We start from the raw sequence: 16,492 nt of genomic DNA, 5'->3' as shown, positions 1-16,492 counted from the left end.
ATCCGCGTCGCGACGCACGCTCGTATCGGAAGGTGAGGCATTCCACGGATGGAGGCGGTCATGGCACCCCGCAGGCAGGTTGTCGGCGTATCAGGGATCGCCCTGCGGATGGTCCATACTGGATCCGCTAGCACGCGCGAATGCACGTGCACCTGCACGGGTGGTCACGTCCGGGGAGGAAAATGATGCGGCTGCGACATCCCTCCGGCCGGATCGTGCACCTGAACTGCGGCGTCAGCCTAGCCGACGCGCAGACCCCGGTCGCGGCGTACGCGCAGATCGACGCCGCAGCCTCGGTGCTCCGGTCCAGGCTCGGTTCCGGCACTCTGGCGATCGCTCTGCGTCTGCCGTACGTCCTCGCCGCCGCCCTCGTGAACGACGGGCGCGCCCGTACCCGGCTGCGTGCCGAACTCGACGCCCGTGGCCTCGAGGTCGTCACGCTGAGCGGCGGTCCCGGTGTCCGGGGCGGCGGCGAGAAGGATCCCGACCCGTGCGGCGGCGGCCCGGTCGGTCTCCCCGGTGGTGCGGCCCTCCGTGAGGCCGCAGGCGGCCCGGTGGGTGAGCCCGCGGACGGCGCTATACCCGGCGGGGCGATACCCGGCGGTGCCATATCCGGCGACGCGGCCGGGGGGATAGCCGGCGGTGCCATATCCGGCGACGCGGCCGGGGGGATAGCCGGCGACGCGAAGGAGCCGGCGAGCCTGGAACTGCCGGACTGGAGCCAGCCGGCGCGCCTGCAGCACACCCTCGACCTGGCCCGGATCCTGGTCGACCTGCTGCCCGAGGACGAGGTCCGGGGCGCGGTCATGAGCTGCGGGCTGGGCCGGCGCGAGGACTGGGACGAGAACCACGAACGTAACGGGGCGCGGCACCTCTCCCGCCTCTCCGGCAGCCTCGCCGATCTCGCCTGGCGGGTCGGGCGGGCGGTCCGGGCCGGATTCCAGCCCGGGCCCGGTTGCGTCCTGGACAGCCCGGAGGACGTGGTGGCCGCGCTGACCCGGGTGGACAAGGACCGGCTCGGCGTCTGTCTGGACCTGGCGACCGTGGTGCGGGACTGGGCCGCCCCGGAGGACGGGATCGACCGCCTCACCGACGCGGGCCTCTCGGTGATCACCGCGCGGATCACCGACCCCAGGGCCGGGTGGCAGCCGGTGCTGCGGCACCTCCTCGCCGCCGACGCGGCGCGCACCGAGTACATCGAGGTCGAGGCTCTGGCCGGCGGCACCGATCAGGCGGCGGCCGATCTGGCGTACGTGATGGGGGAACTCACCACCCTCGGCCTGGTGCCGGAGCAGGAAGCCTGCGCCGCACCCTGAAGCCGGGGCGCATCTGGGGGAAGTCCGTCGCCGCGGCCCGGAGCGAGCCGCCGGAGACGCGACGAGCCGCCCCGGAGGGCGGCCCGAACGATACGGTCTCGCGTCAGTACGTGCTGCCGGTGCTCTTCGTGCCGGAGAGCGTGTCGGTCGGTGCCAGCAACTCGTCGGTGGTGTCCGGGGTGGTGGTGCCGGTGGTGTTCAGCTTCTCGCCGAGCTTGGACGACTGCAGCTTGTCCTTGCCCTCGCTGTAGAGCTTGTTCGCCTGGGCCTGGGCGACGCCCGCGGCCTCCTGGACCGTCGGGTGCTCCCAGAGCTTCTGGGCGTTCGCCCGGATCTCCTCGTACTTCTCCCGGCCGGCACGACTGCCCAGGACGAAGCCCGCGCCGAGACCGGTGAGGAACAAGAGCTTTCCGCGCATGATGGCGGCTCCTTCCGTTTCGTGACGCGCATGCGTCTGCGGGGGTGCTTACCCATCCTGCCGCGCCGATACTCCCTCCATGCCGGTTTCCGGCCGCTTCTCCGGTGCAGGCGTGACTCGAGGGGTAACCCCTTCGCGCCCGGGTCCCACGGTCATGTAGTCTGTTCTCCGTCACCAGGGAGACCGCAAGGAAGACCTGATGGCGAGCACGATCCCCTGTAGCTCAATTGGCAGAGCAGCCGGCTGTTAACCGGCAGGTTATTGGTTCGAGTCCAATCGGGGGAGCGTTTACCCAGGTCAGGGGCCACTTCGGTGGCCCCTTTGCCGTACCAGCCCCGGTCTTGTCGGATAACTGGTTCCGTTGGCTCGTAGCGCTGCCGGGGTGTGATCAGGTTTCCTATGCCGCCCGCAGCCCTTCGGTGTACTCACACGCCAGGGGCAGAGCGAGGTTCCGCATCTCTACACTCGTACGCTGCCGGATGCTGGACTGCCGGCGCCGTTCATCGTCCCGAGCGCGAAGTTCCTGGGCCTCTTCGGCACGTTCGATCGCTCGGGCCAGTGCCGCTCGCAGTGCCTCAGCCTCGGTCACCGTCATCTCGCAGTCGTCGAGACCACCGACGTAGACCACTGGTCCGTACGCTGCGTCTGAGCACGGGGCACTCGTGTAGCAGGTGCTGACCGTTGCCGTCTTTCTGCCCTCGCTGACGGTGATGTCGTCGTCGATCGAGTGAAACTGACTGTTGTCGCCGAATTTGAAGGCGTGGTCGTCCCGGCACCAGGTCGGGCAAGGCGAGTATTCGTACGGTTGAGCATCCTCGGCCTCGGCCAGAGCTTCGGTGAGCCGTCCGCCCTGGCCGTGCATCAGCACCGCTCGCTTCTCATCGAGGATCTGCCAACGCCACCACTGATCGTCCCAGCGGATCTCCGCGGTGCGGACGCCGAGCCGGCGCACCAGCTTCACCCCACAGCCTTCCTCCCTGACGGCATACCAGCGCCAGTCGGAGATGTCCTCAACCGCGACGCGCAGCGCCGGGAACGTGAGGCCGCCGACGACATGCCCTTTCACTTTGCCCACTTCTTTCCTCTCTGTTCATCCCCTTGGGTAAGGAGGTCCGACTGAACAACGAGGGATGTCCAGTCGACGCGCCGTGCGGATACTGTCCGAAAGGAGACAGATGAGGGTGGTGAGTGATCGACCACGGCGGCAGGGCATCTTTGGAACGTAAACGGCTGCTTGGGCCTCGCAAGATCGACAGAGCAGTCGCTGCAGCGGAGGAGATAGTTTGTCCAGCCAGTCCATCTCAATAGCTTCCGTGGCGATCTCTCGCTGCTGACAATCCGTAGGCCATAGGGGACACTTCGTGAATGCATGAGGGAGGTGACGGCATTGATGCCGTCGATGCAGTGCAGGTGCGTTCGATCTCCACTCGTGACGTCGGACTGATCGATCAAGTCATCGAACTTGGCGATCAGAACAGCAAGACAGTCGGCTTCATGTCGCCGAGCGCCTACTTGGAGCACATCGCGCGAGGAACGCTGCTGGTGGCATTAGAGCGAGACAAGGTCATCGGATACGCCCTGTACCGACTCAGCCGGAACCGAGTCGCTCTGGCGCACCTCTGCGTTCGCGGAGACCGACGTCGCGAAGGAATCGCCCGAAAGCTGGTAGCCCACCTCAGCTCGAAGCATGCCGATCAGCTAGGCATTCTGGTCAAATGCCGACACAGTTACGGCATCGACGCGATGTGGGTTCACCTTGGTTTCCGGCAGCGAAGTGAGATGAAAGGCCGGAGCAAGCAGGGGTTTCCTCTGGTGGCCTGGTGGCTTGACCATGGTCATACCGACCTGCTCTCACGTCCGGAACCGGCTTTACTGCGCGCCGCAGTCGACCTCAACATCATCAGAGACTTCGTCGATGGTTCACGCACCGACGCCGGCGCATCTCGCGCATTACGTGCCGATCACATCGTCGATCAGCTCGAGTTGGTCGTCACCCCCGCCTTACTGCTGGAGATCGCTGGTATCGACGGGGACGAGATGCGGAAGCGCTGCACCATCACAGCCAGCGAGTTCGTTGATGTACGTGCCGACGCAGGCGAAGCGGACCGCTGCGAGCAGACACTGGTGGATGCAGCCCGGCGACTTGCTCCGGCATATCCGCAAACCCCGCAGGACAGAGCCGATGTTCGCCACGTAGCAGAAGCTGCAGCCGCCGGTATCACCGTGCTGGTGAGCCGCGACGAGAACCTACGCCGGCTCGTTGGCAGCGCCGCAGCGGATAAGTTCGGCTTGCGGATCCTCCACCCGGCTCACGTGCTGCTACACATCGACGAGCTGACTCAGGCGCAGGTCTACCGGCCCGCGGCCGTGCAGGGCAGTGAATACCGCAGCCAGCCTGTCGGCGCTGCTCAGGAAGAAGCGCTTCTCCCTTTCGTCAACGGCCCGGCACGGGAACGGCCGAATGCTTTCAAGCAACGGCTGCGCCGACTTGCAGTCGGGGGCAACAGGTGGGAGACGATCGCTGATCCGGCGGGCCGCCTCGTCGCCCTGTATGTGGTGAGCACGACGGAGACGCGGGTCGAGGTGCCGATCTTGCGGGTGCTTGACCATCGACATGCCGACACCATCGCCCGGCAGCTTCTGTTCTCGCTACGCCGTCTGACAGTCGAGGCTGGCCGGTCGGTCCTGATGGTGACCGATCCTCATCCGTCTCAAGCCACTGAGTACGCCGCCATCGCCGATGGGTTCCGGCGGACCGAAGACGGCTACTCCACCCTGGTTCTCGGGCTCAGCGGCTCCGCTGATGACGTGTGGCAGGCCGCCTCGAAAGCAGCACGCCGCGCGAATCTTCCAGAGCCTGTCCCGTTACGATCGGGTATGCCCGCAGCAGCCGCCACTGAGATCGAGCGGACATGGTGGCCTGCGAAGATCCTCGACGCGCAGATCCAAACTTGCATCGTCTCCATACAGCCGCGGTGGGCGGCTGAACTACTCGGCGTACCCGAGACACTCACCGCCCGGCCCGCCGAGCTCGCTCTCAGCCGCGATCACGTCTATTACCGCAGCCCGCGGCCCGGTGTCGTAACCGCACAGAGCCGGATCCTCTGGTATCTCAGTTCCGATGCTCGCGCGTCTCAACACGCTCCGGGGATCATCGGCTGCTCGCACGTTGACGCTGCTGTCGTCGATAGTCCCGAGGCACTATATGAACGTTTCCGGCACCTCGGTGTCTGGCAGTTGGCGCAGATCATGGAAGTTGCCCGTAACGGCAAGGCACAGGCGATTCGTTTTAGCAGTACAGAGAACTTCCCGCGCCCTGTGCCGCTTAGCCGCCTGAAGGCCCTCGGCAAGGCATACAACGCGGCGGTGATCCCGTACTCGCCCCGGCGCATTCCCCGCGATCTCTTCGCCGCTATCTACCAGGAGGGACAGGTCGCCTCATGACGTCACCGCGTGCATTGGTGCTGTCGTTACGCCCCCGCTTTGCCGACGCCATCCTCGATGGCCGTAAGACTGCGGAGCTACGCCGGCAGCGAGTCGGTGCGCCGAAGGGAACGCGCATCATTCTTTACTCCAGCGCTCCCATCATGGCGGTAGTGGGGACCGCGAGGATCGCGGAGGTCCACGCGTTACCTCCAGCAACCGCCTGGCGCCGCTTTGGGAGCCGGCTAGCGCTGACTCGGACGGAGTTCGATCAGTACCTCGATGGGTGTGCCACAGCATGTGTCATCGACGTGGAACATGTCCAACGGCTCGACGCACCCCTGCCCTTAGGTCAACTGCACAATGCGACCCGATTTAGGCCGCCACAAAGCTACCGATACCTAACACCCGGCGATCCTCAGCCGCTACAGGAGCTACTCAGATAGAGGATGGCCAGCGACGTCGGTTCGTCCGGACAGAAGTGCGAACCGTCGATTTTCACGGATATTGGCAGAGCGCGCTTTCGCGGCGGGCCATTCGGTGCTGTGTTTGCCCACGGCTGCCGAATCTAGGTCCCATCGGACCTTGCCCGGGCACTATGCAACAGTGGAGTTCTTTGAGCGGTCGACCTCAGGCGGCCGCTCGGACCCCTTGCCGCTCGCGGCACTTATTTGAGCAGTCCGGCGCCAGCGAGGTACTTCCGTGGCCAGTTGCCCCGATGTGCAATATCCGATACGAATGTTGGATTTATGCCGGTTTGGCTATCCCTGTCTTCGCGCTGAGTCGATGGTATGCGGCTTGGCGATGGTAGAGCGCTCAAGCGGAATAGACGTGTCCAGGTCACACGGACGGTGTCGGTGCTGGGATGGACGGTAATGTCATAGGTCGCCGGTAGGCTCAGCGAGCTATCGAGCTGGAGGTAGTCGGTGAAGCTTGAGGATCTTTCGTCCGGTGTCCGTGTTACCGGAGTGGTGCCCGGCGAGACGGTCATCGTGGTTGCCGCGCAGTGGCACGGCGCCGATGCGCTCGAGTTGACCTACAAAACGCTTGACGGCGGTCTTCGCCAGCAGGTCATCTTCCGCGCTGACGAGGCCAAGCTCCAGCTTTCCGATGCGGGTAGCCGGCCATTTGACGCCGACGCTGCAGAGTTTCGGCTGGTCGCCGAAGCACAGCGGATCTCGCTGGCCGGCCTGTTCGATCCGATGCTGGCCGTCGCCACCAGCGACGTCGAGCCGCTGCCCCACCAGATCCGAGCCGTGTACGGCGAGATGCTCGACCGGGCGCCGCTCCGATTCCTGCTCGCCGATGACCCGGGCGCCGGCAAGACCATCATGGCCGGCCTGTACATCAAGGAGCTCCTGCTCCGTGATGACGTCAAGCGCTGCTTGATCGTCGCACCAGGGGGATTGGTCGACCAGTGGCAGGACGAGCTGTTCTTCAAGTTCGGCCTGCGCTTCGACATTTTGAGCGGTGGCATGGTCGACACCACGCTCGGTGTAAGCGTCTTCGAGCAGTATCCACTGCTTATCGCCCGAATGGACCAGCTCGCCCGCAACGAGGACCTGACCGCCCAGCTCGAAGAAGCCGAGTTCGACTTGGTGGTCGTGGACGAGGCCCACCGCATGGGCGCTCACTACTTCGGGGGCAAGCTTTATAAGACCCGGCGCTTCCAGTTGGGCGAGACGCTGCGTGACCGCACCCGCCATCTGCTGCTCATGACCGCCACACCACACGCTGGCAAGGAGGAGGATTTCCAGCTCTTCCTCACACTGCTCGAGCGCGACGGCTTTGAGGGCAAGTTCAAGGCCGGCCTGCACAACCCTGACACCAGCGGGCTGATGCGACGCATGGTCAAGGAGGACCTGCTTACCTTCGACGGCAAGCCGCTTTTCCCCGAGCGGATCGCTCAGACGGTTCCTTACGACCTCACCGCGGACGAGAAGGATCTCTACGAGCGAGTCACCCGATACGTCCGGGAGGGCATGAACCGGGCAGCCCGGCTTGACGACAAGCGACGCAACACCGTCGGGTTCGCCCTTACTGTGCTCCAGCGACGGCTGGCATCCAGCCCAGAGGCCATCTTCCAATCTCTCGTCCGGCGATCAGACCGGCTCAAGCGCCGCCGCGACGATCTTATCCATGGCCGGGGGGTGAGCGACGAGCCCGCGCCGATCGACGTCAGCGACTGGGACGATGACGACCACAGCGCGGAGGAATCGGAGCGGATCGAGGATGAGCTCCTTGATGCAGCCACTGCCGCCCGCACGATCGAGGAACTGAACGCCGAACTCGCTGACCTCGATGAACTGATCCACGTGGCCCGCCGGGTCCGCGGCCTCGACACCGACCGGAAGTGGGTCGAACTCCGCAAGATCCTGGAGGACAACGACCTTATCCACCCCGATGCTGATAAGCCGCGCAAGCTCATCATCTTCACCGAGCACCGCGACACCCTTGACTACCTGACTCGCAAGATCCGGTCGTTGTTCGGGAAGCCTGAGACTGTGCAGGCGATCCACGGCGGGGTTCGGCGAGGAGACCGCCGCGCCATCACCGAGGAGTTCACCAAGAACCCGGTCTGTCAGGTCCTCGTGGCCACCGATGCTGCTGGCGAGGGCCTCAACCTCCAGGCCGCCCACCTGATGGTCAACTACGACCTCCCCTGGAACCCCAACCGCATCGAGCAGCGGTTCGGCCGGGTTCACCGCATCGGGCAGACCGAAGTGTGCCGCCTATGGAACCTCGTTGCCGTCAACACTCGAGAAGGCGAGGTCTTCGCCCGGCTGCTGCTCAAGGTCGAGGAACAGCGGAAGGCATACGGCGGCAAGGTCTTCGATGTGCTGGGATCTGCCTTCGACGAGACGCCGCTGCGTGACCTGCTGATCGATGCCATCCGGTACGGCGACCTGCCGGAGACCCGGGCCAAGATGGAGAAGGTCATCGACGAGTCGGTTGCGCACGGGCTCAAAGAGCTTCTTGAAGAGCGCGCCCTTGCCCGCGACGCCATGTCGGACGCCGACCTGGCCAAGATGCAGCGGCTGATGGAGGAGGCGCGGGCACGCCGCCTCCAGCCGCACTACATCGAGTGGGCCTTCCGCCATGGCTTTCAGCGGCTTGGTGGCCGGCTGGCACGACGCGAACGGGGCCGCTTCGAGATCACCCACGTTCCAGCAAACGTTCGAGCGGTCACCAAGCATGGACCTGTCGCCACCCGCTATGAGCGAGTCACCTTCGAACTCGACCGCGTGGATGTTGACGACCGGCCACGAGCGGATCTTCTGGCGCCTGGGCACCCGCTGCACGACGCCGTCGCCACGCTCACCATCGCTCAGCTCCGTCCGACGCTCGAGCGGGGCACCGTTCTCGTATCTCCCGAGATCGAGGAGCCGAATCTGCTGGTGGGAGTCGTCGAGGAAGTCGTCGACGGCACGGGCGAATCGATCGCCCGCCGATTCGGGTACGCCTACGTCGATCCTCGGGGAGAGGTCCGCCCGGCGGGCCCTGCCCCGTACCTCGACTGTGTTGCGGCGCCGCGGAATGCAGTCGTGGCATCAGTAACGAAGCAGGCATGGCTTGCCGATGCTGAGTCGCGGGCGCGGACATGGATCATCGGTCATCAACTGAAGGAGTACCTCGCTGAGGTATCACCCCGCCGGCTTGCCGAAGTCGAGCGCACGCGCGGGCGGGTGGACCAGCGGCTGGCGCATGAGTCGAACCGACTCATCGGCGAGTCGATGGCTGCCCAGGAGAAGGAGAGGGTCGGAGTCAAGCCGAAGGAGACCTCCGACAGCCTCATGCGTAAGGCTCAGGAACTCATCGCCCGCCGAGAGAACCGTCTGGCGGTTCTTGATCAGCAATCGCAGCTTGCCACCAAGCCGCCTCGTATCATGACCGCGGCCCTCGTGTTGCCGCTCGCCATGGTTGATGACGAAATCGCGCCCGAGGCACCCATCCACGCAAAGGAAACCAAGGCCGTGGAGCGACGGGGTGTTGAACTGGTGCTCGCAACTGAACGGGCCCTCGGCCGTGAGCCGCAGGAGCAAGCGTTCAACAATCCCGGCTACGACATCTTGTCTATCCCCGGCGACGGTGCTGCTTCAATCCGTATCGAGGTGAAGGCTCGCATCGAGGGCGCCGAAGATTTCTTCGTTACTCACAACGAGGTCATTACCGGCAAGAACGCTGTCCCTGATTACAGGCTCGCTTTGGTCATTGTTAGCAAGGCCGGCCCCGATCAAGATCAAGTTCGCTACGTCGCTGATCCATTCGCGGGTGTGGGTTTCGGAGACCTTGACGCAACCGGAATTCGTGTTGGCTGGACGAAGACCTGGGCCGCGGGTAGCTCGCCGTTCTGATTAGGAAAATCTGAGGAAGTTGATGAAGCGCAAGCTGATTGAAGTCGCGCTCCCGCTGGAGACGATCAACCGTGAGTCGGCTCGAGAAAAATCGATTCGTCACGGCCATCCCTCGACACTCCATCTGTGGTGGGCTCGTCGGCCACTTGCGGCGGCAAGGTCGGTGCTTTTTGCCCAGCTTGTCGACGATCCATCGTCTGATCCTGAAACCTTCTCTACGGAAGATTTGCAGCGAGCGGAGCGCGACCGGCTGCATAAAATCATCGAACGTCTGGCCGTTTGGGAAGACATCCGTGACCCCGAGCTTCTGGCCGAAGCTCGAGCGGAGATCATGAAGTCCTGCGATGGCCATCCGCCGGCGATCTTAGATCCTTTTGCTGGCGGTGGAACCATACCTCTTGAAGCGCAGCGGCTTGGGCTGGAGGCGCGCGCCTCGGATCTTAATCCCGTGGCGGTTTTGATCAACAAGGCCCTGATTGAGATTCCGCCCAAGTTTCGCGGCCTTGCACCAGTATTTCCTGATCTGGCTACGTCTGAGTTCCGATCATGGAGTGGACTTGAGGGTTTAGCTGCAGATATTCAGGCGTATGGCAACTGGATGCGTGAAGAAGCCGAAAGGCGGATAGGTCACCTCTATCCAAAGGGGAATCTGAAAGACGGTTCTCGGGCTACGTCCATTGCCTGGATCTGGGCCCGAACTGTCACATGTCCTAATCCTGCCTGCGGTGTTGAAATGCCGTTGGTTCGGTCGTGGTGGTTGGGTAAGAAGAAGGGAAAAGAGGCGTACATCGTTCCTTCGGTTGTGACTGACCAAGATCACCCATCTGGGCTTCGGGTCAAGTTCGACATTGGCCATTCTGTGGCTAACGCGCCTACTGTCGAGAATGATGGTACCGTGGGTAGGACTGGAGCATTCTGTCTTGCATGCCAGGCTTCAGTTGACCTCAAATATGTGCGGTCTGAGGGGCGAGAAGGCCGCCTACGGCAGCAGTTGATGGCCGTTGTTGCTGAGGGAAAGCGGCAGCGTTCTTACCTCCCCCCAACGGATGACGCGGTAAAAGCCGCAGAAACCTTGCCGCTCATGGACTTGCCTGATGCCAGGATTCCTGATCAGGCGCCGAGTTTCCGCGTTCAGGCGTACGGTATGAAGAAATGGACTGAGCTTTTTACTGATCGTCAGCTTGTTGCTCTTGCTACCTTTAGCGACCTGGTTTCGGAAGCCCGTGAGGTCGTTCTTCGTGATGCCGCTGCGGCTGGAATGCCGAGGGCGCAGCGATTGGAAGAAGGCGGAGCTGGAGCCGAGGCCTACGCTGACGCTGTCGCGACATACCTCGGCTGCGCGGTAAGTCGCCTGGCGGACTATGGATCTACCATCTCAACTTGGATGCCAGATCCGAAGAACGAAGGGCTGCGAAACACCTTCGCTCGTCAGGCTGTTCCAATGACGTGGGATTTTGCCGAGGCGAATCCATTTTCTGAGGCGTCGGGCAACTTCACTTTTATGCTTAGAGGAGTAGTTCGAGTAGTTGAGCGGCTGGATGGGGTGGCGTCAGCATCTGTTGTTCAGGCCGACGCGATCAAGGCCGTTTCCCAAGAGGCACTGATCTCAACGGATCCACCCTACTATGACAATATTGGGTACTCGGATCTTTCTGATTTCTTCTATGTATGGCTTCGGCGATCATTGCGATCTGTTCATCCGCAACTGCTAAGCACAATGCTAGTTCCGAAGTCCGAAGAGCTTGTGGCTAATCCCTATCGGCAGAATGGCAGGGAAGGTGCTCGTAGGTTCTTTGAGGACGGTTTCAGAAGCATCTTCTCTAATGCCCGAAAGTATGCTAATGGTGACTATCCAATCACTGTCTGGTATGCGTTCAAGCAGTCTGACTCCTCGGACGAGGGAACTACCTCCTCTGGATGGGAAACATTGCTGGATGGCATGGTAAAAGGCGGATGGGCGATCACCGCGACCTGGCCGAGTAGAAGTGAGCGTGGCGGCCGCATGATCAGTATCGGTACGAACGCGCTCGCATCTTCAATCGTGCTCGCTTTGAGGCCGCGGCCCGAAAACGCTTCCACGGTCGATCGCCGCGGTTTTATTTCTGCGCTTCAGGCAGAGCTGCCAGATGCCTTGAGAAAGTTGCAGCAGGGCGCTATTGCTCCGGTTGATCTACCTCAGGCCGCGATCGGCCCGGGAATGGCTGTATTTAGTCGTTACGCGAAGGTTCTGGAGCCGGATGGAACTCAGATGACAGTCCGGTCTGCTCTGGCGCGTATCAACGAAATCCTGGACCAGGTATTGAGTGAGCAGGAAGGCGACTTCGACGCAACTACTAGATTCGCAATCGCCTGGTACCGTCAGTATGGCTACAGCACTGGATATTTCGGTGATGCGGACAGTCTAGCGCGGGCCAGGAACACATCGGTTGACCGAATGGACCGCGCTGGAATCTTAACGAGTCGTGCTGGCAAGGTGTCGCTCATTAGGCCGGCCGACTGCCCAGACGATTACGACGTGATCGCTGACGATCACCCCTCGGCTTGGGAAGCATTGCACCATGCTATTCGGGTATTCGAGTCTGACGGTGTGCCAGCAGCTGGCGCCTTCTTGGCAGCTGCGCAAGCTCGTCCTGATGGTGCAGTTGACTTGGATCTGGTCAAGGAGTTGGCGTTTCTCTTGTTCTCTATCGCTGAGAAGAGTGGCTGGGCGAAGGACGCCATTACGTTCAACACCGTGGCTCAGTCGTGGGGCGATGTGATGGAGGCGTCCAAAACAGCGCCTGTCCGGCATGTGCAGGGCGAGATCGACTACTCGGAGGCCGAGTACTGATGCCGCGGGCATTGCTGTACGAAGGCAGGATGGACATGCGTACCGGCCAGCTTGATCCCACCGACGACGTGGTCGTCTCGGACCAGGAGGTGCCCCATGGCGACGAGTAACCGCGACCGCATCGGCGAGATGTTCGATGTTCTTTCGCCGGCGCTGGACGCCTTCATCAGCCGACTCGTGGAACCTGAGCTGCCGTCGGGAGCGAAGTGGGTCCAAGTCGTGGCGTCGGTCGACAACGCGATGGACCGTGAGTACAACCGTGGTGACCCGCAGGTTCAGCTCAAGTTGCTGTCGCAGAACTACACGGGACGCTTCAAGAGGGGCTGGTACCCGTTCCGCGGGCAGCTGAGCCGGGTCCATGAGGCATACGCCGGCGAGCTCCTTGATGTGCGGAACGCCTGGGCTCACATGAAGTCATTCAGCGATGATGATGCCTACCGCGCGCTTGACACTGCTGAGCGGCTGGCGAACGCGATCGGGGCGGGCGATGCCACAACCCGGATCGGCCGGATCCGACTGAACCTGCGTCGGGTGGCGGCGGACAAGGAAGATCGTCGGACACTCAAGGCCGCCGCGGAGACAGCGGACTCGTCTGGCTTGAAGCCCTGGCGTGAGGTTCTTCGGCCGCACGACGATGTTGCGACCGGCAACTTCCAGGCCTCGGAGTTCGCCGCCGACTTGTTCAAGGTCGCTCAAGGTGAGGCGACCAACGACTACGCCGACCCTGTTCAGTTCTTCCTGCGCACCTACCTCACGGAGGGTCTGCGGGACCTGATCGAGCGAGCGGTCCGCCGAATGTCGCGCGACGACAACGCCTCTCCGGTCATCAACCTGCAGACGAACTTCGGTGGCGGTAAGACCCACTCGATGCTGGCTCTCTGGCACTTGGCCAATGGCACTGAGCTGGGGGAGTTCCCGCAGGAGACTCAAGAGTTGCTCGGGCCGCTCGGGTATGACTCCATCGACAGTGCCAAGCGTGTCGCGATCGTCGGTAACCACTTCGCTCCGACAGGCGAGACCAAATCCGACGGCACCGTAGTCAAGACGCTGTGGGGCGAGCTTGCTTGGCAGTTGGGTCAGGCGGACGGCTACGCGTTCGTGGCCGACGCCGACCAGGCGGGAACCAACCCCGGCCGGGCGCTACATGATCTGCTGGCGGAGTACGCGCCGGCGGTCATTCTGATCGACGAGTGGGTCGCCTATGCGCGTCAGCTGCCCGACGACCCGGACGAGGCGCGAGCTGCCGGCATCGCCGGTGGCACCTTCGACACTCAGTTCACCTTTGCTCAGTCGTTGACCGAGGCGGCCAAGTCGACCAGCGGGATCCTCCTCGCTGTCTCGATCCCGGCTTCGGAGACCGGCAAGGATCCCAACGAGGTGGTTGCTGGCAACGCTGAAGAAGTTGGTGGTCGGCGTGGCCTCGAGGCGTTGCAGCGGCTCCAGAACGTCGTACGTCGGGTTGCGGACCAGTGGCGGCCAGCCTCGCCGGACGAGTCCTACCACATCGTCCGGCAGCGTCTGTTTGTCACGCCTGACGCAGCCTCGCTTGCCTCGATAGGGGCGACTGCCCGAGCGTTCGTCGAGTTTTACCGCAAGCATTCCGACGAGTTCCCCCGAGAGGCGCGCGACGGCGCCTACGAGGACCGCATCAAGCGAACCTTCCCGATCCATCCGGAGCTGTTCGATCGGCTTTACGAGGACTGGTCCAGCCTTGAGCGGTTCCAGCGGACTCGTGGTGTTCTGCGGCTGATGAATACCGTCATCCATGCGTTGTGGGTGGGGGAGGACAGCGGGCCGCTGATCATGCCGAGTTCGATCCCGATCGGGACATCGTCGGTGAACTCGGAACTCACGCAGTACCTCCAGGACTCCTGGAAAGCGGTCATCGACGCCGACGTCGACGGCACCAACTCCGAGCCCACGAAGATCGACAACGAGAAGCCGCTGTTCCAGGCGCGGCGGATCACCAAACGCCTTGCTCGGACGGTCTTCTTCGGCGCAGCTCCCACCATTGGATCAGCGCACAAGGGCCTGGAACGTCAGCGAGTCTTCCTCGGCACCGCGATCCCGGGAGACATCCCAGGCAACTTCCATTCGGCCCTCGCCACACTGGGCGATCGCGCTACGTACTTCTACTCGGGCTCGGGCAAGTACTGGTACGACCTCCAGGCGAACATTACGCGCCGGGCCAAGGACCAGGCAGAACGGCTGCACATCGAAGAAGTCTGGGCCGAGGTGAAACGGCGGCTGGCGGACCAGGAACGGCGCACCGGCGACTTCGCCGGCGTCCACGTCTGCCCCGACGACAACGGCGACATCCGCGACATCGACGAAGCCCGCCTGGTCATCCTCCACCCCAAGGTCACCCACAAGAAGGGCGATCCGGAGTCCAAAGCTGTCAACTTCGCGCGGGAAGCGACCGAACATCGCGGGACCGCGCAGCGTACGCATCGCAACATGCTGGTCTTCCTCGCGGCCGACGTGAACCGCTGGGAGGAACTGGAAGCAGCTGTGCGGGACTACGTGGGCTGGTCCCGCGTGCTGGACGACGCCGACGAACTGGACCTCACCCAGAACCAGAAGAACCAGGCGACGGAGAAGAAGCGGCAAGCCCACGAAACCGTGGACGCCCGACTGCTCGGCGCCTACCACTGGGCGCTCGTGCCCGAAGCCCCGAACCCGGGCTCCCCGTTCGTCATCACCCCGACCAAGGCAGAGGGGCAGTCGACGTCGCTGGCGGAGCGTGTGTCCAAGCGGCTCGGCGCTGACGGCAAGCTGGCCACCCAGCAGGCCGCCGCGGCGATCTCGCTCTGGCTGCACCGTCTCCCGAAGCTCTGGGAGAACGGCCACGTCAAGGTCGGCGACCTGTGGCGGCAATACACGACCTACCCGTACATGCCACGGCTTCGTGATCGGTCAGTCCTGGTTCGCGGGATCGCCGACCAGCCTCTCGTCTGGCAGCAGGAAGGCTTCGCGATCGCGCTGTCATACGATGGCGATCACTACGATGGGCTCAGGCTCCCCCCTGCGGACTTCGGCCAGATTTCAGACGCCGTGCTGCTGGTCAAGCCGGACGTAGCTATCGCCCAGCGAGACCGGGACGCGGCAGCGGCGGCCGGCGGCGAAGGAAGCGACGGTCAGGAAACCGGCAGTAGTCCAGATCCCGGCGGTTGGCATGGGTCTGGTTCCGGAGGAGGGTCTGGAACTGGCAGCGGGGCGGGCTCTGGTTCAGGATCCGGCGCCGGTGGAAAGGCCCCGTCGCACGAACTCACGGTTGACTACTTCTTCGGAAGTAAGACCCTCGACGCGACGCACTATGGCTTGGACTTTAAGAAGCTCATGGACGAGGTGATCCAACACCTGGCTGGCACCCCGGACGTTAACCTGACCATCCGCGTCGAGATCGAGGCTTCTGCCTGGCACGGCTTCTCGGATTTCCAGATTCGCACGGTCTCCGAGAACAGCCAGGCTTTGAAGTTCGACCAGGCTGGCTTCGAGGAAGGGACACATAGCGACAAACGTTGACGGCTGCTCCGTACGCCGTCTGCTTGCATTGCGTTTACGGGCTGATCGCTCGCCGCTAGCGATCAGCCCGTAAACGAACCCATCGTGGCTTTGCGCCGCACGGGAGTCAGATCCGCATCTCACGGCCAGCGGCGCTATCCCGGATCTCTCGATCGGCGCCCCGACGCGCCGTCAGTGAGCCCTCTTCACCTGCGTAGCGGTTCGCTTCGATGTGGGGCAAGACGAGGGTGGCCCGCACGATTGCTGTGGCCCGGCGCGGGCAACAACGGAGCTTGGCTAGGACTTTCCTGGTCTTGAGCGTGGTGATCTCGCGCTCGCCATGGGCGCGGATTTCGCGTCCGTCCAGTCGGCTGCCTTCTGCGGGCGTGACAGCTTTCGACCGGAAGCGGCGCCGCTTGAAGGAGGTGCGCACGCAGCCGCCGACACCTTCGTAGCCATTGTCGGCGAACGTAATCACGTCAGCGTTGTTCAGCGCGTTGATGATGCCATGGCCGCGGGCGGCGCTCAGGTCTTGGGCCAATGCCGTTAATTTAAGGCGTTTGGGCAGGCCACGATGGGTATCGCTGGTTCGGGGTGGCGGGTTCCGTGGTCGGTGGGGCGTTTGACGCGGTGGGAGTTGTGGCGG

At 63.3% G+C, this 16,492-nt stretch carries 8 protein-coding genes, 1 tRNA gene and 1 pseudogene; 7 read left to right on the top strand and 3 right to left on the bottom strand.

Annotation, left to right across the window (positions count from 1 at the left end):
• The first annotated feature begins 185 nt into the window (after positions 1 to 185).
• Positions 186 to 1,316, top strand: coding sequence for a hypothetical protein (locus AB0M08_RS24590; RefSeq protein WP_364497460.1), 1,131 nt, complete (start codon positions 186 to 188; stop codon positions 1,314 to 1,316).
• A 103-nt stretch (positions 1,317 to 1,419) separates the two neighbouring features.
• Here AB0M08_RS24590 and AB0M08_RS24585 read toward each other — a convergent pair whose 3' ends face one another.
• Entirely contained in the window at positions 1,420 to 1,734 is a 315-nt protein-coding gene (locus AB0M08_RS24585; protein WP_364497457.1) for a hypothetical protein, read from the bottom strand.
• A gap of 212 nt (positions 1,735 to 1,946) precedes the next feature.
• Between AB0M08_RS24585 and AB0M08_RS24580 the strand changes: the two genes are divergently transcribed.
• A tRNA-Asn gene (locus AB0M08_RS24580) sits at positions 1,947 to 2,019 on the top strand.
• 112 nt (positions 2,020 to 2,131) lie between these two features.
• Here the strand turns inward: AB0M08_RS24580 and AB0M08_RS24575 are convergent.
• Positions 2,132 to 2,809, bottom strand: coding sequence for a hypothetical protein (locus AB0M08_RS24575; protein ID WP_364497454.1), 678 nt, complete (start codon positions 2,807 to 2,809; stop codon positions 2,132 to 2,134).
• A 290-nt stretch (positions 2,810 to 3,099) separates the two neighbouring features.
• Between AB0M08_RS24575 and AB0M08_RS24570 the strand changes: the two genes are divergently transcribed.
• The 5 genes from AB0M08_RS24570 (at position 3,100) to AB0M08_RS24550 (ending at position 15,867) form a co-directional block, all read left to right on the top strand.
• Entirely contained in the window at positions 3,100 to 5,178 is a 2,079-nt protein-coding gene (locus tag AB0M08_RS24570; RefSeq protein WP_364497452.1) for a GNAT family N-acetyltransferase, read from the top strand.
• Positions 5,175 to 5,603 carry an ASCH domain-containing protein gene (locus tag AB0M08_RS24565; RefSeq protein ID WP_364497449.1) on the top strand — a complete coding sequence of 143 codons (429 nt, stop codon included), beginning with the start codon at positions 5,175 to 5,177 and terminating at the stop codon, positions 5,601 to 5,603. The genes AB0M08_RS24570 and AB0M08_RS24565 overlap by 4 nt, the downstream gene beginning before the upstream one ends.
• 480 nt (positions 5,604 to 6,083) lie before the next feature.
• Entirely contained in the window at positions 6,084 to 9,512 is a 3,429-nt protein-coding gene (locus AB0M08_RS24560; protein ID WP_364497446.1) for a helicase-related protein, read from the top strand.
• 22 nt (positions 9,513 to 9,534) lie between these two features.
• Positions 9,535 to 12,342 (top strand): DUF1156 domain-containing protein, encoded by a 2,808-nt coding sequence (locus AB0M08_RS24555; RefSeq protein WP_364497443.1) that lies wholly within the window; start codon positions 9,535 to 9,537, stop codon positions 12,340 to 12,342.
• 96 nt (positions 12,343 to 12,438) lie between these two features.
• Positions 12,439 to 15,867 (top strand): Swt1 family HEPN domain-containing protein, encoded by a 3,429-nt coding sequence (locus AB0M08_RS24550; RefSeq protein WP_364497440.1) that lies wholly within the window; start codon positions 12,439 to 12,441, stop codon positions 15,865 to 15,867.
• 187 nt (positions 15,868 to 16,054) lie between these two features.
• Here AB0M08_RS24550 and AB0M08_RS24545 read toward each other — a convergent pair.
• A pseudogene (locus AB0M08_RS24545) lies at positions 16,055 to 16,378 on the bottom strand (IS5/IS1182 family transposase); the annotation flags it as partial.
• Between the last annotated feature and the right edge of the window lie 114 nt (positions 16,379 to 16,492).

This window comes from Actinoplanes sp. NPDC051851 (genome assembly GCF_040681165.1).
Lineage (GTDB): Bacteria > Actinomycetota > Actinomycetes > Mycobacteriales > Micromonosporaceae > Actinoplanes.
Note: the sequence above shows the minus strand (reverse complement) of the source record. Positions and strands in the feature narration are given on the sequence as shown.

Bases quoted from the DNA above. Each gene is read 5' to 3' on its own strand.
- AB0M08_RS24590 (WP_364497460.1), top strand. From the start codon at position 186: ATGCGGCTGCGACATCCCTCCGGCCGGATCGTGCACCTGAACTGCGGC.
- AB0M08_RS24550 (WP_364497440.1), top strand. From the start codon at position 12,439: ATGGCGACGAGTAACCGCGACCGCATCGGCGAGATGTTCGATGTTCTT.
- AB0M08_RS24570 (WP_364497452.1), top strand. From the start codon at position 3,100: ATGCATGAGGGAGGTGACGGCATTGATGCCGTCGATGCAGTGCAGGTG.
- AB0M08_RS24555 (WP_364497443.1), top strand. From the start codon at position 9,535: ATGAAGCGCAAGCTGATTGAAGTCGCGCTCCCGCTGGAGACGATCAAC.
- AB0M08_RS24585 (WP_364497457.1), bottom strand. From the start codon at position 1,734: ATGCGCGGAAAGCTCTTGTTCCTCACCGGTCTCGGCGCGGGCTTCGTC.
- AB0M08_RS24565 (WP_364497449.1), top strand. From the start codon at position 5,175: ATGACGTCACCGCGTGCATTGGTGCTGTCGTTACGCCCCCGCTTTGCC.